The organism is Variovorax sp. YR216, from assembly GCF_900107745.1.
GTDB lineage: Bacteria > Pseudomonadota > Gammaproteobacteria > Burkholderiales > Burkholderiaceae_C > Variovorax.
In genome coordinates this window covers 113,060-135,502 of the sequence record NZ_FNRO01000017.1, presented here as the reverse complement: position 1 = coordinate 135,502, position 22,443 = coordinate 113,060, and the positions used below count along the sequence as shown (strand labels likewise).

Here is a 22,443-nt window from a genome sequence, read left to right as displayed (position 1 = left end):
AGCGGCCCGGCAAAGCCGGTTCCGCGGGATTTCTGGTCTCTGATTTTTTCCGGGTCGTACGGTTTTGGCTGCGCTTGCGCTTGTGTTCAACGCCTTCGTCTGGGGCGTTTCATGGATTCCATTTCGCCAGATCGAGGCGCATGGGCTGCATCCGGTGTGGACGACCTTCATGGTCTACGTCGCGATCGCGGCGGTGATGGCGGTGCTGCGCCGCAGCATGTGGCACATGTTCGTGCTGCACCCGGGATTGATGCTGCTCGGGCTGGCGGCGGGACTGACCAATGTCGGGTTCAACTGGGCGGTCACGCAGGGCGACGTGGTGCGCGTGGTGCTGCTGTTCTACCTGATGCCGCTGTGGAGCGTGCTGCTCGCGTGGATGCTGCTCGGCGAGCGCCCGACCGCTTCGGCCCTGGCGCGCGTCGCGCTGGCGCTGGTCGGCGTGGCGGTGGTGCTGAAGACGCCGGAGGTCGACTGGCCGGTGCCGTCCAGCCTGCCGGACTGGCTCGGCGTGACCGCCGGCTTCTGCTTCGCGGTCACGAACATCCTGCTGCGCGGCATGCGCCATGCACCGGGCGAATCCCGGGCGCTGGCGATGTTCGCGGGCTGCGCGCTGGTGGCCGGCACGACCGCGATTGCCGGCACCGCGCTGGGCGCGATGCCCGCGCCGCCGTGGACCGAAACCGGCTGGTGGGGATGGGCCGCGGTGCTCGGGACCGCCTTCGTCTTCGCCAACATCTGCCTGCAGTACGGCGCGGCGCGGCTCGCGGGCAACGTGACGGCGGTGATCATGCTGTCGGAGGTGCTGTTCGCCAGCGTGTCGTCGGTCGCCCTCGGCGCGGCGACCATGGGCGCGCGCATCTGGATCGGTGGCGCGCTGATCGTGATCGCGGCCGCCTGGTCGGCGTTTGCGCGGTCGCCCGGTGACGCGGATGATGGGCAGTCCGCACTCCAGAAAGAATCTCCATGACCAGCGTCTACGACTTCGAAGCCCGGCAGATCGACGGCAAACCGGTTTCGCTTTCCGAGTTCAAGGGCAAGGTGCTGCTCATCGTCAACACCGCGAGCGAGTGCGGCTTCACGCCGCAGTTCGCGGGCCTCGAAGCGCTCTACGAGAAGTACGGCCCCAAGGGGCTGACGGTGCTGGGTTTCCCGTCCAACCAGTTCGGCCATCAGGACCCGGGCACCAACGAGGAAATCGGCGCCTTCTGCACCCGCAACTACGGCGTAAGCTTTCCGATGATGGAGAAGATCGAGGTCAACGGCGCAGGCGCGGCGCCGCTCTACAAGTGGCTGGTGAAGGAAGCACGGGGCTTTCTCGGCAGCACGGCGATCAAGTGGAACTTCACCAAGTTCCTGGTCGGGAAGGACGGGCAGGTGATCAAGCGCTACGCGCCGATCGACAAGCCCGAATCCATCGGCGCGGACATCGAGGCCGCGCTCGCGGCCTGAGGCCCGCGCCCTCAGGTCAGAAGCGGAAGTCGGCCACCTTCGAGCCGTTGCCCAGCGACACCACCTGCGACTTGGTCACGCCTTCGCTCGCCGCCGCGACCGTGTAGCGGCCAGCCGGCAGGTCCACGAGGCAGACCGGCCCATCGGCGCGCATCGACAGCGCGGTGCTGCCCTGCGCATCCGTCACCGTGACCTGCACGTCCGCCAGGTAGGCGCCGCTCGCGCGGGCGAAGAGCAGCGACAGCGGATGGTCCTTCATCGCGGCGCGCATCGCGTTCGATTCCTCGGCGCCGACGCCGCCGCACACGTAGCGGGCTTCGCCCAGGGTCTTCATCGAGGGCGCGAGGACCGGTGTCTGGGCCTGCGCCATCCACGGCGCAAGGGCGCACACGCACACCGTGGCGGCGCGTGCGAGAGTCTGGATGGAAGTTCGCTTCATGGAATCACTCCCGTGGTGAACACCCGGGAATGTTCACGCCGCGCCGGCGCCCGCGGGGTCAGACCAGACCCCCAGTCCTTGTGCGATCAGGCTGCCGGCGCGAGGGCCTCGTCCAGCAGTTCGACCCAGTGGCGCACCGGCACTTCGCTACCGCTCTGCAGGTGCGTGATGCACCCGATGTTGGCCGACACGATGGCGGTCGGCTGGAGCTGGTTCAGGTGGCCGAGCTTGCGATCGCGCAGCTTGTAGGACAGCTCCGGCTGCAACACCGAATAGGTGCCCGCCGAGCCGCAGCACAGGTGCGATTCGTTCTGCGCGACCTGCACGTCGAAGCCGAGCGCGCGCAGGTGCTTTTCGACGCCGCCGCGCAGCTTCTGGCCGTGCTGCAGCGTGCACGGCGGGTGATAGGCAACCAGGCCCACCGGCGGCTTGACGCGCGGCTTCAGCGTGGGCGCGATGTCGGGCAGCAGCTCGCTCAGGTCGCGCGTGATCGCGCTGATGCGTGCGGCCTTTTCCGCATGGGTCGGGTCGTCCTTGAGCATGTGGCCGTACTCGCGCACCGTGACACCGCAGCCCGAGGCGTTCATGACGATCGCCTCGACTTCGCCCTTCTCGACCTGCGGCCACCACGCATCGATGTTCGCGCGCATCTGCGCCTTGCCGCCGTCGTGGTCGTTGAGGTGGAAACGGATCGCGCCGCAGCAACCCGCATTGGACGCTACCACCACCTGGATGCCGGCCGCATCGAGCACGCGCGCGGTCGCGCTGTTGATGTTGGGCGACATCGCCGGCTGCACGCAGCCCGCGAGCATCAGCATCTTGCGCGCATGCGTGCGGGAGGGCCATGCGCCCGCCGGCCGTGATTCAGGCACCTTGGCCTTGAGCTTCGCGGGCAGCAGTCCGCGCACCGACTGCCCGAGCTTCATCGCAGGCGCGAAGAGCGCCGAGGTCAGGCCCTCCTTGAGCGTCCAGCGCAGGACGTTGTCGAGCGGCGGGCGCGGCACCTTGTCCTCGACGATCTTGCGGCCGATGTCGACGAGATGGCCGTATTGCACGCCGCTCGGGCAGGTCGATTCGCAGTTGCGGCAGGTCAGGCAGCGGTCGAGATGAAGCTGCGTGCTTTGCGTCGGCGCCTTGCCTTCGAGCACCTGCTTGATGAGATAGATGCGGCCCCGCGGCCCATCGAGCTCGTCACCGAGCAACTGGTAGGTCGGGCAGGTCGCGGTGCAGAAACCGCAGTGCACGCATTTGCGAAGGATCGCCTCGGCTTCGCGACCTTCGGGCGTGTTCTTGAATTCGGGGGCGAGTTCGGTCTGCATGGGGGTTCAGGCTGCCGGGTAGAGCCGTCCGCGATGGAAGACGACGTGAGGATCGAACTCCTGCATCAATGCGCGATGGATGCGCTCCACAGGCGCACTGAGCGCATCGAAGCGACCGAGCACGCGATGGCCGTGCGCGTCCGACGGTCGGAACAGGGTCGCATGCCCGCCTGCCGCCTGCACCGCCGCGCGGAGTTGCGGGCGCTGATCCGGCGGCGCGAGATACCAGCGCTGGCCGCCGTGCCACTCGACCATCGGCGCGCCGGCAATGCCCTGCACGGGCGCGGTCTGGGGCACCGAGAGCCGCCAGAGGTCGTGCTCCGCATGGCGCGTGAACCAGGGATGCCGGTGGTCGCGCAGCGACTGCCATCCCGCGGCCGATTGCGCCGGGTCTTGGCGCTCGCCGCCGAGGTGCGTGCAGGCCGCTTCGACAGCAGCCACGGCCCCGCGCAAACGCAACGAGAGAAAGCCGGCCCCATCGCGCTCACGCCAGATGCTCGCGTTGAGCGGCAGCGGACGGCCGCCCCATTCATTGAGCAGCCGCAGCGCATCGGCCTGCGTGCACGCGAACTCCAGCGTGGCTTCGGCGGGCGCCACCGGCAACACCTTGAGGCTGACTTCGGCGATGACGCCAAGCACACCCAGCGACCCCGCGAGCACGCGCGAGACGTCGTAGCCCGCGACGTTCTTCATCACCTGCCCGCCGAAGGTCAGTGCTTCGCCACGCCCATTGACGAGCACCGCACCGAGCACGTAGTCGCGCACACATCCGACACTCGCGCGCGAAGGCCCGCTGAGCCCCGCGGCGACCATGCCGCCGACGGTGCCGCCATCGGCGAAGCGCGGCGGCTCGAAGGCGAGGCACTGGCCTTTTTCTGCGAGCGCCGCTTCGAGCTCGGCCAATGGCGTGCCGGCACGCACGGTGACGACCAGTTCGCTCGGTTCGTAGCTGGTGATGCCGGTGAGCCCGAGCGTGGAGAGAGGCTCGCCCTGCGGCGGCTCGCCGTAGAAGTCCTTGGTGCCGCCGCCACGAATGGACAGCATCGTGCCCTCGGAGGCGGCAGCGCGAATGCGCTCGGTGATCTGGCGAAGGGCTGGATCCATGGCGGCGATCCTAACTCCGACCAACCGTTCTCCCCCAACCTCGCCCACTTCGTGTGGCTCTGCACCCCCTCTCCGGGGGCAACCCCAGCGGCCCGGCGAAGCCGGTTCCGCGGGGTTCCCGGTTGAAGAAGGGTCCGTCAGTCCTCAAAGAAGTTGACTGGCAGCCCGGGCGTGGCGACCCGCGTCGCCAACACATGGCCCGACGCGGGGCGCAACTCGAGCTCCGCCGCCGGCCTGCCCCGCCGCGCGGTGGTCACGAACAGCGTGCGCAGGTCATCGCCGCCGAAGCACGGCATGGTCGGGCACTGCACCGGCGTCGGCAGGGACGCGACCAGTTCACCCGTTGGCGCGAAACGCAGCAACTGGCCGCCTTCGAACATCGCGGCCCAGTAGTGGCCTTCGGCGTCGACCGTCGCGCCGTCCGGGCGGCCCTGGTAGCGCAGCGGCGACTCGGGCGTCCAGCCGGGCGGCTTTTCATCGAACTGCTGGAACACGCGTTGCCGCGACAGGGTGTTGACCCGCGCCGCCCAGGTCCACGCGACCACGCGATGCGCGGCGGTGTCGGCCCAGTACAGCGTGTCGGCATCGGGCGAGAACGCGAGGCCGTTGCCGGTGGTCGCCTCGTTCGCCATCTGCTTGAGCGTGGGCGCCCGGCCGCCCCGTGCGTCGAGGCAGTAGAGCGCGGCGATCGCGCCGTCCTTCGCCTCGTTGAGCGTGCCCGCCCAGAAGCGGCCGAGCGGATCGCACTTGCCGTCGTTGAAGCGCATCTTGAGCACGTCGTGATCCACGCGCGCCATCGCCTTGAGCGTGCCGCCCCATTCGCGTGCGCGGTAGATGCCGTCGCGCAGCGCGATCACCACGCCGCCGCTTCGCGCGGGCGCCATGCAGCCGGGCTCGGTGGGCATGTCCCATCGCTCGATGGTCGGGTTGTGGATGTCGCCGCGCGTACGCACGGCGGCGCGGCCGGGGATGTCGAGCCAGTAGAGGGAGCGTTCGAGCGGATGCCAGAACGGCGATTCACCGAGTTGGCTCAGGCTGTCAGTCAGTGTGGTCCACATGGCGCCAGCTTAGAGGCAAATCGGGACAAAAAAAGACCCGCTGGCGCCGAAGCGCTGGCGGGTCGAACATCCAGAGGAGAACCTCGCAGCGAAAAAACGAAATCTTGTCGAGAAAACTGTTGCGGTATGAAACGGGCCGCGATCGCCTCGATCGAGATGGGCGGCCCGTCCGTCCTCAGCGGCTGTAGGCGGTTTCGCCGTGGGCCGTGATGTCGAGGCCTTCGCGCTCTTCTTCTTCGCTCACACGCAGGCCGATCGTGAGATCGGTGATCTTGTAGGCGATGAAGGCAACGACGCCCGACCACACGATGGTCAGCACCACGCCCTTGAGCTGGATCCAGACCTGTGCGCCGATGCCGTTGGAGGTGACGGTGGCCGTGACCCAGTCGCCCACGAGGCCGGGGCCGCCGAGCACCTGGGTGTTGAACACGCCGGTCAGCAGCGCGCCGACGATGCCGCCGACGCCGTGCACGCCGAAGACGTCGAGCGAGTCGTCCGCGCCGAGCAGCTTCTTGAGGCCGTTGACGCCCCAGAGGCAGGCGAAGCCGGCGACCAGGCCGATGACGATCGCGCCCATCAGGCCGACGTTGCCGGCGGCCGGCGTGATCGCGACGAGGCCGGCGACGGCACCCGATGCGGCACCGAGCATCGACGCCCTGCCGCGCATCATGGCTTCACCGAGGCACCATGCGAGCACGGCGGCGGCGGTGGCCGAGAAGGTGTTCATGAAGGCGAGCACGGCGCTGGTGCCGGCTTCAAGGGCGGAACCGGCGTTGAAGCCGAACCAGCCCACCCACAGCAGCGAGGCACCGACCATGGTCAGCGTCAGCGAGTGCGGCGTGAAGGCTTCCTTGCCGTAGCCGATGCGCTTGCCCACGAGGACGGCGCCCACCAGGCCGGCAACGGCCGCGTTGATGTGCACCACGGTGCCGCCCGCGAAGTCGAGCGCGCCCCACTGCCAGATCAGGCCGGCCTTGTCGTTCATCTGGTCGACCACTTCCTTGCCGGTGTAGGCGTCCGGGCCCATCCAGAACCAGACCATGTGCGCGATCGGCGCATAGCTGAAGGTGAACCAGATCGCCATGAACAGCAGCACGGCCGAGAACTTGATGCGCTCGGCGAAGGCGCCGACGATCAGGCAGCAGGTGATGCCCGCGAAGGTGGCCTGGAAGGCGGCGAACAGCAGCTCGGGGATGTACACGCCCTTGCTGAAGGTCGCGCCCGGTGCGAAGACGCCGGTGGCCGGATCGAAGATGCCCTTCATGAAGAGCCGGTCGAACCCGCCGATGAACGCATTGCCCTCGGTGAACGCCAGGCTGTAGCCGTAGATCATCCACAGCACCACGATCATCGAGAAGGTGACCATGATCTGCATGAGCACCGACAGCATGTTCTTGCTGCGGACCAGGCCGCCGTAGAACAGTGCCAGGCCGGGCACGGTCATCATGATGACCAGCAGCGTGGACACCATCATCCAGGAGACGTCACCCTTGTTGAACGAGGGGGCCGCCGCGGGAGCGGCAGGCGCCGCCGCCGCTTCGGCTGCGGGCGCTGCCGCAGCGGGTGCGGCCGCAGGTGCAGCAGCAGCCGGCGCCGCGGGTGCCGCGGCGGGAGCCGCTGCCGCTGCGGGCGCGGCGGGAGTTGTCTGCGCAAAGCCGGATGTACCGGCAGCCAGCACGCTCAATCCGAGCGCGAGCGATACAAGGAATTTTTTCATTTCGGTATGTCTTTCGTGCCTTGCGTTTCAGAGAGCTTCGCGGCCCGTTTCACCGGTGCGGATGCGCACGACCTGCTCGAGGTCGTAGACGAAGATCTTCCCGTCGCCGATCTTTCCGGTGCGCGCGGCACCTTCGACGGCTTCGATCACGCGCTCGACGAGCTCGTCGGCCACGGCGGCCTCGATCTTGACCTTGGGCAGGAAGTCGACGACGTATTCCGCGCCGCGATACAGCTCGGTGTGGCCCTTCTGGCGGCCGAAGCCCTTGACCTCGGTGACGGTGATGCCTTGCACGCCGATGGCCGAAAGCGCCTCGCGCACTTCGTCGAGCTTGAAGGGTTTGATGATGGCTGTGACCAGCTTCATGATGTTCTCCTACAGATGGATGGAATCGGCGCGGCCTGTGGGGGCCGCGTCCGCGGGGACTACTAGAGCGTCTTGGTCAGCATGAGGATGAACCTCGGCTTGTTCGGCGAGAAGGTGGTCTGGCCGTAAGTGACGCCGTTGATCTCGACGCCGGGTTCGGCGATCAGGTTGAAGGCGCTCTGCTCGGTGGCGCCTTGCACCGAGCCGGTGAGCGACAGGCCGCTGCCGAAGTCGTAGGAAGCGCCGACGCTGTAGTCGAAGAAGCTCTTGTAGCCCAGGCTGCGGATGTCGCTGCTCAGGAAGGTGTAGCCCACCGCGGTCTTGAAGGTGACCTTGGGGAAGATCTCCTTCGTGTAGGACAGGTTCAGGTAGCCGGTGTTCTGGCCGTCCAGGCCCGAGCCGCCCTGATGGCCGGCGTAGTTGAAGTAGTCCTTGGAGACCGTCCACGAATACTTGCCGGCGAAGGTGCCGATCTTCTCGTCGCTCCACGAAGCCCCGCCGTAGATCTCGGTGGTGTTGCCCGCGGTGTTGCCGGGGTAGTAGTACTGGTAGACGCCGACGTCGAGATCGAGGATGCCGGCCTTGAATTTGTAGCCGCCGTAGAAGTCCATCTCGACGGAGTTGCCCTTGAGCCAGTTGACGCTGGAGTTCCAGTTGCCCACGTAGAAGCCGCTGTCGCCGAAAGCGTAGTCGAGACCGCCCTGGATGGCGGGCTTGAACCAGCTGGTCTTGGCGTAGTCGTTGCGCCCGAGGACGTCCTGGTCCTGGCCACGGAACTTGTAGTTCGTGGTCACAGAGACATTGCCCGTGAGATTGGGTGCCGGCGCCGCTGCGCTTGCGTCGGTGCTTTGCGCGCTCGCGATCATCGGCAAAGTGGCTAGGGCGATCACGGCCAGAATCTGGTCGGATTTGCGGTGCATCATCGAGTGACTCCTCGGAGTGTTTTGAAAGTGGTTTGAAACCACCTCAAAGCAGGGAGCGTGCCAATGCGTTTCAAAGACCGGTTAACAAAGGTTGCGCGAGGCATGTACGTCGTAATGAACAAGAAAAGATGGATGCACCATCTTGGTGACAGGGAGTTCAATGAGTCTGTGTTTGGTGCAAAGCCGCGCGCTGTTGGGCCTGGAAGCCGCCAGCGTCACGGTCGAGGTGCATCTGGCCAACGGTTTGCCCAGCTTCACGCTGGTCGGGCTGGTCGATGTGGAAGTGAAGGAAGCGCGCGAGCGCGTGCGGTCGGCAATCCAGAACGCCGGTCTCGAATTCCCGAACAACAAGCGGATCACCGTGAATCTCGCCCCGGCGGACCTGCCGAAGGACTCGGGGCGATTCGATCTGCCGATCGCGTTGGGCATCCTGGCGGCAAGCGGGCAGATCGATGCGGCCCGGCTCGCCGGCCATGAGTTCGCGGGCGAGTTGTCGCTGTCCGGGCAGCTGCGGCCGGTGCGCGGCGCCCTGGCGATGGCGCTGGCGCTGCACACGCGGGGTGTGGCAACGAAGCTGGTACTGCCGGCCGAGAGCGCGCAGGAAGCCTCGCTCGTGCCCGACGCGGAGGTCTATGCGGCGCGGCATCTGCTCGATGTGGTGCAGCAGTTCCTCCCCGCCGGCAGCGAGACGGTTCAGGCCGGTTCGGGCATCGACGGTTGGGCAAAGGTGATTCCGCCGCCACGGGCCCCCAGCGCACGCCACGCCGATCTCGCGGACGTGAAAGGACACGCCGGCGCCAAACGTGCACTGGAGATCGCCGCCGCCGGCGGCCACAGCCTGTTGATGGTGGGCCCGCCCGGCTCCGGCAAGTCAATGCTGGCGCAACGTTTCGCCGGCCTGTTGCCGGAGATGGACGTGCAGGAGGCACTCGAAAGCGCCGCGGTCGCCAGCCTCGGCGGCCGCTTCTCGACCGAGCGGTGGATGTGCCGGCCGACATCGAGCCCGCACCACACCGCCAGCGCCGTCGCGATGGTCGGCGGCGGCTCGCCGCCGCGGCCGGCCGGGCGAGATCTCGCTCGCGCACCATGGCGTGCTGTTTCTCGACGAGTTCCGAATTCGGGCGTGCCGCACTCGAAGCGCTGCGCGAGCCGCTGGAGACCGGCACCATCACGATCTCGCGCGCCGCACGGCGCTCGGAGTTCCCGGCGCGGTTTCAGCTCGTCGCGGCAATGAACCCTTGCCCCTGCGGCTATCTGGGCTCGACGCTCAAGGCTTGCCGCTGCACGCCGGACCAGGTGTCGCGCTACCAGGGCAAGCTCAGCGGCCCGCTGCTCGACCGCATCGATCTGCACATCGAAGTGCCGGCGGTTTCTGCCGAGCAACTGCTGAACGCACCCATGGGCGAGTCGACCGAAGCCATCCGTGAGCGCGCGGTCCACGCACGCGCTCTCGCCCTGGCGCGACAGGGCAGGACCAACCATGCGCTGCAGGGCGCGGAGATCGACCGCCACGCGTCCCTCGCACCCGATGCGCTGAAGTTCATGCACACGGCGGCGGCCAAGCTGGGCTGGTCGGCGCGCAGCACGCACCGCGCGCTGAAGGTCGCGCGCACCATCGCGGATCTGGCCGGATCGGAGCGCGTCGAAGTCGCGCACGTCGCCGAAGCGGTGCAATACCGGCGTGCGCTGAAGGCGGCAGGCTGAACGGACAGGGCCGCTAAAGTCGGCGGCATGGGCGCGCCCGCAACAACAACCTTCCCACCCACGCCTTACGACCGCCGCCTCGTCGCCCTTCTCTCGGTGGGTCAGCTCATCACCTGGGGCAGTGTCTTCTACGTCTTCGCGCTGCTGATGGAGCCTGTGGAGCGCGAACTCGGCCTCAGCCGCGCCCAGTCATCGCTGGCCTTCAGCCTCGCGCTGCTGGCCGAAGGCGTGATGGCATGGCCGGTGGGCCGCTGGATCGATCGCGGCCACGAGCGCGCGGTGATGACCGGCGGCTCGCTGCTGATCGCGGCCGGGCTGCTGCTTCACAGCTTCATCGACAGCGCCGCCGCGTTCTACGCGGTGTGGCTGCTGCTCGGCGGCGCGCTGGCGGCAACGCTCTACAACCCGGTGTTCTCGATCGTCACGCGGCGCTTTCCGAACGACTTCCGGCGCGCGATCATCACGCTGACCTTTCTTGGCGGACTGGCGAGCACGGTCTTCATCCCGCTGGGTGCGTGGCTGATCGCACAGCTCGGGTGGCGGCATGCGCTGTGGGTGCTGGCAGCGATCCATCTCGTGGTCTGCGCGCCGCTGCACGCGCATCTGCTCCGCCATGCGTCCGAGCCCGCGCAACGATCGGGCGCCCATGCCGGCCCGGCAACGCGACCGGCAGCGCACTACGTGCGCAGCGTTCCTTTCCTGATGGTCGGCGCCTTCACCGTGCTACTGATGGCCGTGACCGCCGCGCTGCCGCCGCACATGGTGACCCTGCTGCGCGGCGCGGGGCTGCCGGAAGCCTGGGCGATTGCGGTGCCGGCGAGCATCGGGCTCATGCAGGTGCTGGGGCGTGTGCTGCTCTTTTTCTTCGAGCATCACTTCGACCTGCATCTCGCGAACCGGCTGATCCCGTGCCTGATTCCGCTCGGCCTCGTCACGCTGATCGCAGGCGCGGGGCATCCGGCGGCGGCGCTGTGGTTCGTGCTGTTCTACGGGATGGGCAACGGAATGCTGACGATCGTCAAGGGCACGGCGATCGCGCAGTACGTCGATCGCGAGCATGTGGCCACGCTCAACGGGGCACTCGGGCTGCCGAGCGCGATCGCCCGCGCGCTGGCGCCGCTGCTGCTCGGGCTGCTGTGGACGCCCGCGGGCGGCTACACGACCGGCCTCTGGGTCCTGCTCGTGGCGAGCGTGGTCGGGGTCTTCGCACTGCTGGGGGCGCAGCGCTGGCGGCTGGGCCGAAGCTGACCCGCCGCCTCCAACGGCCAAAGCGCCAGAGTCCGAAGCCAGAAAACCCGTGGAACCGGCTCCGCCGGGCCACCGGGTTTGCCCCCTGGAAGGGGGTGGAGAGCGACACGAAGTGCGCGAGCCTGGGGGTGAATCAAATCAACCCGCGCCCGGCCAGATTGCGCATCAGCGCACCGATGCCGAAGGTCCACCGTGCCGCGTTCTCGGCATGCACGACACGGTTCTCCAGCGCGCCGAGTTCGGGTGCAGAGATCGTCACCCGGTCGCCCACCACGTGCGTGAAGCCTTGGCCGGGGCCATGCCGATCCTGAGTGGGCGCAAACATCGTTCCAAGGAACAGCATCAGCCCGTCGGGATAGGCGTGATGCGGGCCGAGCGCCTGCGACACGAGGTCGAGCGGATCGCGGCTGATCTTCGACAGCGAGCTCGACCCCTCGAGCGTGAAGCCCTCGGGCCCTACCACCCGCAGGCCCACCGTGATGCGCCGGACGTCGTCGATGCCAAAGTGCTCGTCGAACAGCCGGATGAACGGGCCGATGGCGCACGAGGCGTTGTTGTCCTTGGCCTTGCCCAGCAGCAGCGCGCTGCGGCCTTCGAAATCGCGCAGGTTCACATCGTTGCCCAGTGCGGCGCCGAGCGTCTGGCCGCGGCTGTTGACCGCCAGCACCACTTCTGGCTCGGGGTTGTTCCACGCCGAGCCCGAGTGGATGCCGACATCCGCGCCGGTGCCCACCGCCGAAAGCACCGGCGCCTTGGTGAAGATTTCAGCGTCGGGCCCGATGCCGACCTCGAGGTACTGCGACCAGGCACCCTGCGCGATCAGCACGTCCTTGACTTTCGCGGCCTGCGGCGACCCCGGCACGATGCCGGCCAGGTTGTCGCCGAGCACGCCGCCGAGCGCCGCGCGGATCGACTCCGCCCTGGACGCATCGCCCCGCGCCTGCTCCTCGATCACGCGCTCCAGCAGGCTCGCGATGAAGGTGACGCCACTGGCCTTCACCGCCTGCAGGTCGCAGGGCGCGAGCAACCACGGGTGCCGGGTGTCGCGCCTCGATTCATCGCTGTTGGCGAGCGCCGCTTCCAGCGACGCCACGCGCGGCGTCATTTCGTCGCGCAGCGCCTGGCGCACCGCGCCGACCGGATCATCGAGCTCCAGCAACTGACTCATCGTCGCCGCGACGCGCGAGAGATCGTGCAGCCCGCCTTCGCGCACCGCCACCAGCACCGGGCCGATGTCCGGCATCCAGAGCCGGCCGACGAGCGTGGCGCGCGCGGCATCGCGAGGCAGGGACTGGGCGGGTGAAAGCGTCGAAGTCATGCGGGAGTCTCCAAGGGTGGTGGGCCGGTCGCTCGGCCTCTTGCGTTTGCGGATCGTACCGGGCGACGCCGATTTCGTGGCGCCTCAGGAAGCCTCAGGGCGTCGCGTGGGCGCCGCTCGTGGCCCGCACGCGCGCGACGCTGCCGCGCAGGTCCTGCCACGCCGGCTCCTGCGGTGCGAAGCGGGCGCGCATGTAGCCGGCGAGCTCTGCGACCTGCGCGTCGTCGAGCACATCGCTGAAGGCCGGCATGAAGCCGATGTCGCGCGAGGCCGGCTCGCGCACGCCTTCGAGAATGGTGCGCAGCAGGTTGTCGGGCCGTGCGCTCGTGAGATTGCTGTTGAGCGCGAGCGGCGTGTTCACGCCCAGCAGCGTGGGGCCGTCGCCATCGTGGTGGCAGGCGGCGCAGGCGCCTTCGAACATGCGCTGGCCGGTGCCGAGCAGGCGGCCCTGGCCGGCAGCCGCCCGGGCAACGGCCTGCTGCGCCTGCGCGGCGGCGGCGTCCTCCGGGACCCGGGGGTTGAACGAGGCGAGGTAGGTCGCCATCGCGCGGATGTCCGCGTCGGGCACGACGGCGAGTTCGCGCACCACCTCCGCCATCGGGCCGCCCGCGACGCCGTGATGCTTCGCGTGGCCATGCCGCAGGTAGCCGTAAAGGGCATCGGCGTTCCACGGCACCGCCGACGTCGAAAGCGACGTCAGGGCCGGCGCCTCCCAGCCGTCCACCATCGCGCCGGACAGGAAGGCTGCGCCGCCCTGCTCCGCGCCCAGTGCGTTGCGCGGCGTATGGCAGGCGCCGCAGTGGCCAAGGCCGTTCACGAGGTAGGCGCCGCGGTTCCACTCGGCGCTCTGCGCGGCCACCGGCTGCATCGGGGAGGGATCGTGGAAGAGCGCGTTCCACCCCGCCATCAGCGGGCGAGCGCTGAACGGGAACTTCAGCTCGGCCGGCGGCGTTTCGGCCCGCACCGCGGGCAGCGACATGAAGTACGCGTAGAGCGCCTGCAGATCGTCGTCGCTGGTCTTCGCGAAGGCGGTGTACGGAAAGGCCGGATACAGGTGGTGGCCATCGCGCGAGATGCCCTCGCGCATCGCGCGCTGGAAGGCACTGAACGACCAGCGGCCCAGGCCGGTCTGCGCATCCGACGTGAGGTTGGTGGTGTAGATCGTGCCGAAGGGGGTTTCCATCGCGCGCCCGCCGGCATGGGGCGCGCCGCCCGGCGCGGTATGGCAGACGGCGCAGTCGCCCAGCGCCGCGAGCATGCGGCCGCGTTCGATCGTCGCTTCGCTGTAGGCCGGCGCGCTGAACGCCACCGGCGCGATCGCCGGGCGCCATCCGAGCAGTCCGGCAACCACGCCGACAGCGCCGACGAGCAGTGCGCCTGCGCCGGCCCAGAGCCCGCGACGGCGAGGCCATGGCGCGTCGGCAGGCGGCTCGGCACGCGGCACGGTCGTTTGCGCGCCCTCGTCCGGCGCGGGCAGCGGATTGAGCGCCGCCCGCACCACTTCCGGCGTGAACGGCGGCGCGCGAAAGCGCACCCCCGTGGCGTCGAAGATTGCATTCGCAATCGCCGCCGTGCCCGGCACCGACGACGATTCGCCCGCCCCCAGCGGCGGCTCGCCGGGCCGCTGCATGTGCACGACCTCGATGACGGGCACTTCGCGGAAATTGATGATCGGGTAGTTGCCCCACTCGCGGCTCGCGACCACCCCCGAAGGCGAAACACCCGGCTGCAATTGCGTGCCGGGCTCCTGCTGCGATGCGAAGCGCACGCGCTCCTTCAGCGCGCGGCTGGTGGTCTGGATGACGTTGCCGTGGATCTGGTGCTCGACGCCAGCCGGGTTGACCATCAGCCCCGCGTCGTGCCCGACCACCACGCGGCGCACATGCACCTCTCCGGTCTTGCGGTTGACCTCGACATCCGCGACCCATGCGGACCACGCCGCGCCGAAGCCGGGCCACTTGCTGTGCACGTAGCGCGCGTAAGCAAAGCCCTGGCCGAAGAGGATGTCGCCGCCCGGGCCCACGCGCGCGTCAGCGGGCCTCGAAGGATGATCGCCGTCTGCATCCTCCTGCGGACCGGTTCGCATGCGCCAGCCGGCCTTCTGTGCCGTTTCGCGCACCAGATCCGCCGCGCGCGGATCGTGCAGATGGCGCAGCCGGAACGCGACCGGGTCGACACCGGCCGCAGTCGCCAGCTCGTCGACATACGATTCGTGCGCAAATGAACTGGGCAGCGCCGAGACGCCGCGCAGCCACGAGGCGCGCATGATCGGCGCCATGTCGTTGACCTTCACCCGCAGGTTGCCGTAGGTGTAGGGCGGCCGCGCGGTGCGGTCGCCCATCTCGAAGGCCTGCGCCACCGGTTCGACGGTGCGTGTCAGCAGCAGCGCGAGCGTGGGCGCGCCGTTCGACGGATAGGAAGTCTCGTAGTCGTACGCAGCGACGTTGCCGTCCGCGTCGAGCCCGCCGCGCACCTGCATCAGTTGCGCCGCGCCCTTGGGTTCCCACGCATGCTCCTGCTCGCGCGTGAGCTGCACCCGCACTGGCGCACCCACCGCGCGCGACAGCAGCGCCGCATCGGCAGCGACATCGTCCGCGCCGTTGCGGCCGTAGCAGCCGGCCGCTTCCATGCGCACGACGTCGATCTGCACGTCTTCGAGGCCCACGAGCTTCGCGAGATCGGCGCGCAGCACATGCGGGTTCTGCGAACCGGCCCACACGCGCAAGCCGAAGCCTTCGTCGTCGGGCGCCCAGTGTGCGAGCGCGCAGGACGGACCGATCGACGCGTGCATCTGATACGGCCACACATAAGTGCGCGGCATCGGCTGCGCGGCGCTGGCGAGCGCGGCGTCCACGTCGCCTTCGTCGACCAGCAGGCGCTGCGTCGCGGGATTGGCGCGCAGCGCGCCTTCGAGATCATCGAGCGACGGGAGCCCGGGCCACGGCTTCCAGGTCACGCGCAGTTCGCGCAGCGCCTGTTCTGCGTGCTCCTCGCGCTCCGCGACGATGCCGACGAAGTCGCGAATGACCACAACCGCGCGGATGCCGGGAATGTGCGCGATCGACGATTCATCGACCGACTCCAGCGTGTTGCCGATGAACTCGCCGTGGTCCGCGCCCGCGTAGGGCGGGCGCACCACGCGTCCGTGCAGCATGCCGGGCACGCGCATGTCGTGCACGAAGACGAGTTCGCCGGCGAGCTTGGCCGGAATGTCGACGCGCGGGACGCGGCTGCCGACGATGCGGTAGTCGGCGGGATCCTTCAGCCGCGAGACGGTATCGAGTTCGAGCACGGTGCGCGCACCGGCGACCAGTTCGCCAAATCCGAGACTGAACGTCGGATCGTCCCCCGCGTGCACGCGGCCGCCCTGCACCGTGAGCAGCGAAGGCTGCACGCCGAGCCGCTCCGACGCCTGTGCGACGAGCCACGCACGCGCTTGCGCCGCCGCGTGGCGCAGCGGGCCGGCATGGATCTGGATCGATGCACTCGCGATGGTCGCGCCTTGATTGGGCGCGCGCGCGGTGTCGCCCAGCACCATGCGCACCTGCGCGAGCGGCGCGTCGAGTTCCTCGGCCACGATCTGCGACAGCGCGGTCCGGATGCCGGTGCCGAGGTCGACATGGCCATTCAGCGCGGTGACGCTGCCGTCGTCCCAGACCGCGAGCAGCACTTCCGGCCCTTCGGCCGGATTGCCCGCGATCAGCGTGGGCTGCCCCTTGGCCTGCGGCGGCGCGGGCGGCGTTTCGCGCACGACGACGAGCACGCCGTCGGCATTCAGGAATTCGCTGCGCGTGCGTGGCTGGTCGGCACGCCGCGTCACGAGTCGGCGCCTCCGGCCATCGATTGCGCGGCGCGCCGCACCGCTTCCGTGATTTCCACATGCGTGCCGCAACGGCACAGGTTGCCGGAGAGCTCGCTGCGGATGCGCGCCTCGCTCGGATTCGTCTCGCGCGCGAGCAGCGCGGCCGCCTGCATCACCATGCCGTTGAGGCAGTAGCCGCACTGCGCGGCCTGCGCGTCTTCGAAGGCCTGCTGCACCGGATGCCAACGCGCGCGCGACCCGAGGCCTTCGAGCGTCGTGATCTCACGCCCAGCGACGCCATGCACCGGAATCACACACGAGCGCGCGGCAACCCCGTCGACCCACACGGTGCAGGCGCCGCACTGCCCGAGCCCGCAACCGTACTTGGGGCCGTTGAGCCCCAGGTCGTTGCGCAGTACATGCAGCAGCGTCGCCTCGCGGGACGCGACCAGCTCGACGCGGCTTCCGTTGACCGTCAGTGCGAACCCGGGTGTTCGGTGCACGGAGTCAGACGGTCTCGATGTCGGAGGACTGGATGCGCTTGACGCCCTTCGCACTCATCTGCTTCCACGCCGCAGCGAGCGAGCCGTTGAGATCGATGGCGCGCGTGGCGTCCTCGATCACGTAGACATTGAAGCCGGCCTTGCGCGCATCCATCGCGGTCCATGCCACGCAGAAGTCGGTGGCCAGCCCGGTCACGAACACCGTCTTGATGCCGCGCGCCTTGAGGTAGCCGCCGAGACCGGTCGCGGTCTTGTGATCCGCTTCCTCGAACGCCGAGTAGCTGTCCATGTCCTTGTGGAAGCCCTTGCGGATGATGATCTGCGCGGTCGGCAGCTTCAGGTCCTTGTGGAGCGCGGCATCGTCGGTCCCCTGCACGCAGTGGTCGGGCCACAGCACCTGCTGGCCATAGCTCAGCTTGGTGGATTCGAACGGCTTCTTGCCCTCGTGCGCGCTGGCGAACGACGCATGGCCTTGCGTGTGCCAGTCCTGCGTGACCACGATGTTCTCGAACGAGCCCGCGAGCTTGTTGATCAGCGGCACCACTTCCGCACCGCCCTTCACCGGCAGCGTGCCGCCGTCGACGAAGCAGTTCTGCACATCGACCACGATCAGCGCCGCGTTGGCGCCGGGCTTGATCCTGGCCGCCGCGAACAGCGGCGCCGAAGCGCCGAGACCGCCGATCAGCCCCAGGGCTGCGGCCGACTTCAAGAGGGATCTGCGTTGGGTGTTGTGCATGTTTCGCTCCTCGGGTTGATGAAAGGATTCAAACGCTCAGATAGGCACGCCGCACTTCGTCGTTTGCAGCGAGCTCGGACATGGTGGCCTGGTAGCGGATCTGGCCCTTCTCGAGCACGTACGCGCGGTCCGACACCAGCTCGGCGAAATGCATGTTCTGCTCCGACAGCAGGATGCTCACGCCCTGCGCCTTGAGCTCCAGGATCATGTTCGCCATCTGCTCGACGATGACCGGTGCGACGCCTTCGGAGGGTTCGTCGAGCAGCACGAGATACGGGTTGCCCATCAGCGTGCGCGCCACGGTGAGCATCTGCTGCTCCCCGCCGCTCATGCGGCCGCCGGGGCGGTTGGGCATCTCGCCGAGGTTCGGGAATAGCTTGAACAGGCGCTCGGGCGTCCACAGCGGGGCATCCGTGCCATCGCTCCAGCGGCGCGCGGCCTGCTTGCCGACTTCGAGGTTCTCCATCACGCTGAGGTCGGTGAACACGCGCCGGTCTTCGGGGACGAAGCCGAGGCCGAGGCGCGCCGCGTGATGCGGCTCGGCCTTCGAGATGTCGTGGCCGAGGAATCGCACCGCACCGCGACGCTTGGCCAGCATGCCGATCAACGCCTTGAGCGTGGTGGACTTGCCCGCGCCGTTGCGGCCCATCAGCGCGACCACTTCGCCCCGGCGCACTTCGAGGTCCACGTCGTAGAGGATCTGCGCCGCGCCGTACCAGGCGCACAGGGCCTTGGCTTCGAGCAACATTTCATGCGAGCTCATGCGGCCTCTCCCACAGCCGCATTCACCGCGGCCGCCTTCTCTGCGATCTTCTCGAAGGTCTTGCCGCTGCCGAAGTAGACCTCCTGCACTTTCGGATGGTCCCGGATCTCCAGCGGCTTGCCCTGCGCAATCAAGCGTCCGCGCGCGAGCACGATCATGCGGTCGGCGTACGCGAACACCACGTCCATGCTGTGCTCGGTGAAGAGCACCGCCATGCCGCGATCGATGACGAGCTGCTTGGTCAGCGCCATGAGCGAGTTGCGCTCCTTCGGCGCCATGCCGGCGGTGGGCTCGTCCATCAGCAGCAGCTTCGGGCTGTTGGCCATCGCGATCGCGAGTTCAACCCGCTTCACGTCGCCGTATGCGAGCACGCTGCACGGCCGGTCGGCCTGCGACTTCATGCCGACCTGGTCGAGCAGCGCGAGCGCCTCGTCGCGCTTGTGATCGGCCGCGCGCCGCCAGGTGGAGAACAGCTTGTGGTCGTGCGATAGCAGCGCCATCTGCACGTTCTCGACCACGGTGAGCGAGGCAAACGTCTCCGCGATCTGGAAGGTGCGGCCCACGCCCAGGCGCCAGATCTCGCGCGGCTTCTTGCCGACGAGTTCCTGGCCATCGAGCAGGATCGAGCCGCGATCGGCCTTGAGCTGCCCGTTGACCATGTTGAAGGTGGTGGACTTGCCCGCGCCATTCGGACCGATCAGCGCCAGCAGTTCGCCCGGCGCGAGATCGAAGCTGATGCCGTCGACGGCTTTCACGCCGCCGAAGGACTTGCCGAGTTCAGTGACTTTCAGGAGGCTCATGCCTTCGCTTCCTTGAGTTCGGCGGCCTCCTCGGCGTGCCGCTTGCGATCGAAGAGCTGCTTGGCGAAGCCGGCGATGCCCTGCGGGAACAGCAGCACCAGCAGCAGGATGATCCCGCCCAGCATGGCGCGCCAGTAGTCGGTGTTGCGCGCGACAGTGTCGTGCAGCCAGGTGAAGGTCACCGCGCCGACCACCGGACCGGCCAGCGTCTGGATGCCGCCGAGCAGCACCATCACGAGGCCGTCGACCGACTTGCCCACGCTGAGCGATTCCGGCGAGATGCTGCCCTTGGAAAACGCGTAGAGCGCGCCGGCGAGACCGGCGGCAACGCCCGCGATCACGAACGCGGCCCACTGCATCCGCTTGACGTCGATGCCGATCGCATCCGCGCGCAGCACCGAGTCGCGGCCCGCGCGCAGCGTATAGCCGAAGGGCGAGAAAAGCACCCGGCGCAGCCACAGCACGCCCGCGCCGACCAGCAGCAGCGTGAGCCAGTAGTAGGCCCGCTTGTCCGACAGCCACGCGGAAGGCCACACGCCGGTCAGGCCATTGCTGCCGCCGGTGAAGCTGTCCCACTGGTAGGTGACGGCCCAGGTGATCTGCGAAAAGGCCAGCGTGAGCATCGCGAGGTACACGCCAGAGAGCCGCACCGCGAACCATCCGAAGACGAATGCGCCAACCGCGGCCACCAGCGGCGCGACGATGAGCGCAAGCTCCATCGGCATGCCGCTCGCGCGCACCAGCAGCGCGGCGCCGTAGGCACCGAGGCCGAAGTACGCCGCGTGGCCGAAGGAATGCATGCCCGCCGGGCCCATGATGAAGTGCAGGCTGGTCGCGAACAGCGCCGCGATCATCAGGTCGATCATCAGCACCGTGGTGTAGGGCGAGTCGGCCGTGATCAGCGGCATGGCGGCGAGCACCAGCCCGAACACGGCCGCGGCGATGAGATAGATCTTGCTCGGGCGGCGCAGCGGCTCTTCCTGCATGCCGACGTAGCGGCTCGGCGCCTGCGGCCGGCCGAACAGCCCCCACGGACGCCACACGAGCACCACCGCCATGACGAGGAAGTCGACCACCAGCGTGAGCTTCGAGAACGACACGCTGAGCCCGAACACATCGACCACGCCGAGCCAGATGCAGATCGCCTTGATCTCGGCGATGAGCAGCGCGGCGACGTAGGCACCGGGGATCGAGCCCATGCCGCCCACCACCACGACCACGAAGGCCGCGCCGATGGTGTTGAGGTCCATCTCCAGCGTCGCGGGCTCGCGCGGCAGTTGCAGCGCACCGCCGAGTCCCGCCAGCAGCGCGCCGAGCGCGAACACCGCCGTGAAGAGCCACGCCTGGTTGACGCCGAGCGCGCTGACCATCTCGCGGTCCTGCGTCGCGGCGCGCACCAACGTGCCGAAGCGCGTGCGCGTGAGCAGCATCCACACTAGGCCGAGCACCACCGGCCCGACGACGATCAGGAACAGGTCATACGAAGGAAACTGCCGCCCGAGGATCGACACCGAGCCCGCGAGCCCCGGCGCGCGCGGGCCAAGCAGTTCGTCCGGCCCCCAGAACCACAGCACCGCGTCCTTGATGACGAGGACGAGCGCGAAGGTCGCGAGCAGCTGGAAGAGTTCCGGCGCCTTGTAGATACGCCGAAGCAGCACCACCTCGATCAATGCGCCGAGCACGCCGACCGCGATCGCCGCAAGCACCAGCGCGGGCCAGAAGCCCATGCCGCCGCCCAGCCGGTCGACCAGCGTGTAGGCGACATAGATGCCGACCATGAAGAACGAGCCATGCGCGAAGTTCACGATGCGCGTGACGCCGAAGATCAGCGACAACCCCGCCGCGACGAGAAACAGCGACGACGCGCTCGCCAGCCCGTTGAGAAGCTGGACGATGAAACCGGAGAAGCTCATGACCCGTTCGCCTCACTTGCTCAGTCAGTCCGCCGCGCGGGACTTCTTGATCTCGGCAGCGGAAGGCTGGTACTTCGCGTCGGCCCCGTCGAGGTAGACGTAGTCGACCATCACGCCCTTGCCGCCTTCGTTCTTGGTGCGGCCGACGAACGCGCCCATGGTGGACTGGTTGTCCTCGGCGCGGTAGGTGATCTTGCCGAAGGGCGTGTCCACCTGCAGGCCCTTGAAGGCCGCGACCAGCTTGTCAGGCTCGGTGCTCTTGGCCTTGGCGATGCCCGCGGCGGCCGACTTGATCATGCTGTAGCCCACCACCGAGCCGAGGCGCGGGTAGTCCTTGAACTTGGTCTGGTAGGCCTGTTCGAACTTCTTGTGGTCGGCCGTGGTGATGCCGTACCACGGGTACCCGGTCACGATCCAGCCGGTGGGCGCTTCGTCCTTCAGCGGGTCCATGTACTCGGGTTCGCCGGTCAGCACGCTGACCACGTCACGGTCCTTGAAGAGGCCGCGCGTGTTGCCTTCGCGCACGAACTTGGAGAGGTCGGCGCCGAACAGCACGTTGAAGATCGCATCGGGCTTGGCATCCGCAAGCGCCTGCACCACGCTGCCCGCATCGACCTTGCCGAGCGGCGTGGCCTGTTCGGCGACGAACTCGACATCGGGTTGCGCAGCCTTGAGCAACTGCTTGAACGCAGCAACCGCCGACTGGCCGTACTCGTAGTTGGGGTACACGACGGCCCAGCGCTTCTTCTTGAGCTTGGCGGCCTCGGGCACGAGCATCGCTGCCTGCATGTAGGTGCCGGGGCGCAGGCGCACGGTGTAGGCGTTGCCGCCCTGCCAGGTGAGCTTGTCGGTCAGCGGCTCGCCGGCGAGGAAGAAGAACTTCTTCTGCTTGGCGAAGTCGGCGACGGCCAGGCCAGTGTTCGACAGGAAGGTGCCCGCGAGGATGTCGACCTTCTCGCGCGACACCAGCTCTTCGGCCACGCGCACCGCATCGCCGGGGTTGGCGTTGTCGTCGCGGCTGATCAACTCGATCTTCTTGCCGTTGACGCCGCCCGCGGCATTGATCTCGTCGACCGCGAGCTCCATCCCCTTCTTGTAGGGCTCGAGGAAGGCCGGCTGTGCCTTGTAGCTGTTGATCTCGCCGATCTTGATCACGCCCTGCGCATGCGCAGGGACAAGGGCGGTGACGAGCGTGGCGACGGCGGCCGCGGTGAAGGCGAAACGCAGTGGGGTCATCGAAAACTCCTCGGGGTTTATTGCAGAGAAACGAATGGTGGCATG

The 22,443-nt window shown here is 68.2% G+C and carries 19 protein-coding genes and 1 pseudogene; 5 read left to right on the top strand and 15 right to left on the bottom strand.

Translation table 11 applies throughout. The annotated features are described in order from the left end of the window. Window positions 1-64: 64 nt before the first annotated feature. Window positions 65-967 (top strand): DMT family transporter, encoded by a 903-nt coding sequence (locus BLW05_RS29005; RefSeq protein ID WP_093167167.1) that lies wholly within the window; start codon window positions 65-67, stop codon window positions 965-967. Beyond that, window positions 964-1,449, top strand: a complete 486-nt coding sequence (locus BLW05_RS29000; RefSeq protein WP_093167165.1) for a glutathione peroxidase — start codon at window positions 964-966, stop codon at window positions 1,447-1,449. Before BLW05_RS29005 ends, BLW05_RS29000 begins: the two co-directional genes overlap by 4 nt. 16 nt (window positions 1,450-1,465) lie before the next feature. On the opposite strand, the gene BLW05_RS28995 is transcribed toward BLW05_RS29000, so the two are convergent. The 7 genes from BLW05_RS28995 to BLW05_RS28960 form a co-directional block, all read right to left on the bottom strand. Continuing rightward, entirely contained in the window at window positions 1,466-1,888 is a 423-nt protein-coding gene (locus tag BLW05_RS28995) for a carboxypeptidase-like regulatory domain-containing protein (RefSeq protein WP_093167163.1), read from the bottom strand. 86 nt (window positions 1,889-1,974) lie between these two features. After that, complete coding sequence (gene glcF / locus BLW05_RS28990) at window positions 1,975-3,207, bottom strand: glycolate oxidase subunit GlcF (protein WP_093167161.1); 1,233 nt, start codon at window positions 3,205-3,207, stop codon at window positions 1,975-1,977. A gap of 6 nt (window positions 3,208-3,213) precedes the next feature. After that, window positions 3,214-4,311, bottom strand: a complete 1,098-nt coding sequence (gene glcE, locus BLW05_RS28985; RefSeq protein WP_093167159.1) for a glycolate oxidase subunit GlcE — start codon at window positions 4,309-4,311, stop codon at window positions 3,214-3,216. A gap of 137 nt (window positions 4,312-4,448) precedes the next feature. Then, window positions 4,449-5,369, bottom strand: a complete 921-nt coding sequence (locus BLW05_RS28980; protein WP_093167157.1) for an SMP-30/gluconolactonase/LRE family protein — start codon at window positions 5,367-5,369, stop codon at window positions 4,449-4,451. Between the two features lie 175 nt (window positions 5,370-5,544). Next, window positions 5,545-7,086, bottom strand: a complete 1,542-nt coding sequence (locus tag BLW05_RS28975; RefSeq protein WP_177142849.1) for an ammonium transporter — start codon at window positions 7,084-7,086, stop codon at window positions 5,545-5,547. Window positions 7,087-7,113: 27 nt separating this feature from the next. Next, the gene (gene glnK, locus BLW05_RS28965) at window positions 7,114-7,452 is read right to left on the bottom strand and encodes a P-II family nitrogen regulator (RefSeq protein WP_088955064.1); all 339 of its coding nucleotides are present in this window, start codon (window positions 7,450-7,452) and stop codon (window positions 7,114-7,116) included. Between the two features lie 62 nt (window positions 7,453-7,514). After that, window positions 7,515-8,372, bottom strand: a complete 858-nt coding sequence (locus BLW05_RS28960) for a TorF family putative porin (protein ID WP_093167206.1) — start codon at window positions 8,370-8,372, stop codon at window positions 7,515-7,517. Between the two features lie 163 nt (window positions 8,373-8,535). Between BLW05_RS28960 and BLW05_RS28955 the strand changes: the two genes are divergently transcribed. The 3 genes and pseudogenes from BLW05_RS28955 (at window position 8,536) to BLW05_RS28950 (ending at window position 11,327) form a co-directional block, all read left to right on the top strand. Beyond that, complete coding sequence (locus BLW05_RS28955; RefSeq protein ID WP_371126982.1) at window positions 8,536-9,609, top strand: YifB family Mg chelatase-like AAA ATPase; 1,074 nt, start codon at window positions 8,536-8,538, stop codon at window positions 9,607-9,609. Further along, a pseudogene (locus tag BLW05_RS36885) lies at window positions 9,503-10,079 on the top strand (ATP-binding protein); the annotation flags it as partial. The gene BLW05_RS28955 and the pseudogene BLW05_RS36885, both read left to right, overlap by 107 nt. A gap of 27 nt (window positions 10,080-10,106) precedes the next feature. Then, window positions 10,107-11,327 carry an MFS transporter gene (locus BLW05_RS28950; RefSeq protein ID WP_093167151.1) on the top strand — a complete coding sequence of 407 codons (1,221 nt, stop codon included), beginning with the start codon at window positions 10,107-10,109 and terminating at the stop codon, window positions 11,325-11,327. A 133-nt stretch (window positions 11,328-11,460) separates the two neighbouring features. On the opposite strand, the gene BLW05_RS28945 is transcribed toward BLW05_RS28950, so the two are convergent. The 8 genes from BLW05_RS28945 to BLW05_RS28910 form a co-directional block, all read right to left on the bottom strand. Further along, entirely contained in the window at window positions 11,461-12,645 is a 1,185-nt protein-coding gene (locus tag BLW05_RS28945; protein ID WP_093167149.1) for a fumarylacetoacetate hydrolase family protein, read from the bottom strand. Between the two features lie 94 nt (window positions 12,646-12,739). Beyond that, complete coding sequence (locus BLW05_RS28940; RefSeq protein WP_093167147.1) at window positions 12,740-16,465, bottom strand: molybdopterin cofactor-binding domain-containing protein; 3,726 nt, start codon at window positions 16,463-16,465, stop codon at window positions 12,740-12,742. Beyond that, window positions 16,462-16,950 carry a (2Fe-2S)-binding protein gene (locus BLW05_RS28935; protein ID WP_093167145.1) on the bottom strand — a complete coding sequence of 163 codons (489 nt, stop codon included), beginning with the start codon at window positions 16,948-16,950 and terminating at the stop codon, window positions 16,462-16,464. Before BLW05_RS28935 ends, BLW05_RS28940 begins: the two co-directional genes overlap by 4 nt. 4 nt (window positions 16,951-16,954) lie before the next feature. Next, window positions 16,955-17,686: a bifunctional nicotinamidase/pyrazinamidase gene (pncA, locus tag BLW05_RS28930; protein ID WP_093167142.1), complete on the bottom strand. Its 732-nt coding sequence runs from the start codon at window positions 17,684-17,686 to the stop codon at window positions 16,955-16,957. Between the two features lie 28 nt (window positions 17,687-17,714). Then, window positions 17,715-18,449 carry an ABC transporter ATP-binding protein gene (locus BLW05_RS28925; protein WP_093167140.1) on the bottom strand — a complete coding sequence of 245 codons (735 nt, stop codon included), beginning with the start codon at window positions 18,447-18,449 and terminating at the stop codon, window positions 17,715-17,717. Then, complete coding sequence (locus BLW05_RS28920; RefSeq protein WP_093167138.1) at window positions 18,446-19,249, bottom strand: ABC transporter ATP-binding protein; 804 nt, start codon at window positions 19,247-19,249, stop codon at window positions 18,446-18,448. Before BLW05_RS28920 ends, BLW05_RS28925 begins: the two co-directional genes overlap by 4 nt. Continuing rightward, window positions 19,246-21,162: an ABC transporter permease gene (locus BLW05_RS28915; RefSeq protein ID WP_093167136.1), complete on the bottom strand. Its 1,917-nt coding sequence runs from the start codon at window positions 21,160-21,162 to the stop codon at window positions 19,246-19,248. Before BLW05_RS28915 ends, BLW05_RS28920 begins: the two co-directional genes overlap by 4 nt. Before the next feature lie 24 nt (window positions 21,163-21,186). Next, window positions 21,187-22,398 carry an ABC transporter substrate-binding protein gene (locus BLW05_RS28910; protein WP_093167134.1) on the bottom strand — a complete coding sequence of 404 codons (1,212 nt, stop codon included), beginning with the start codon at window positions 22,396-22,398 and terminating at the stop codon, window positions 21,187-21,189. Between the last annotated feature and the right edge of the window lie 45 nt (window positions 22,399-22,443).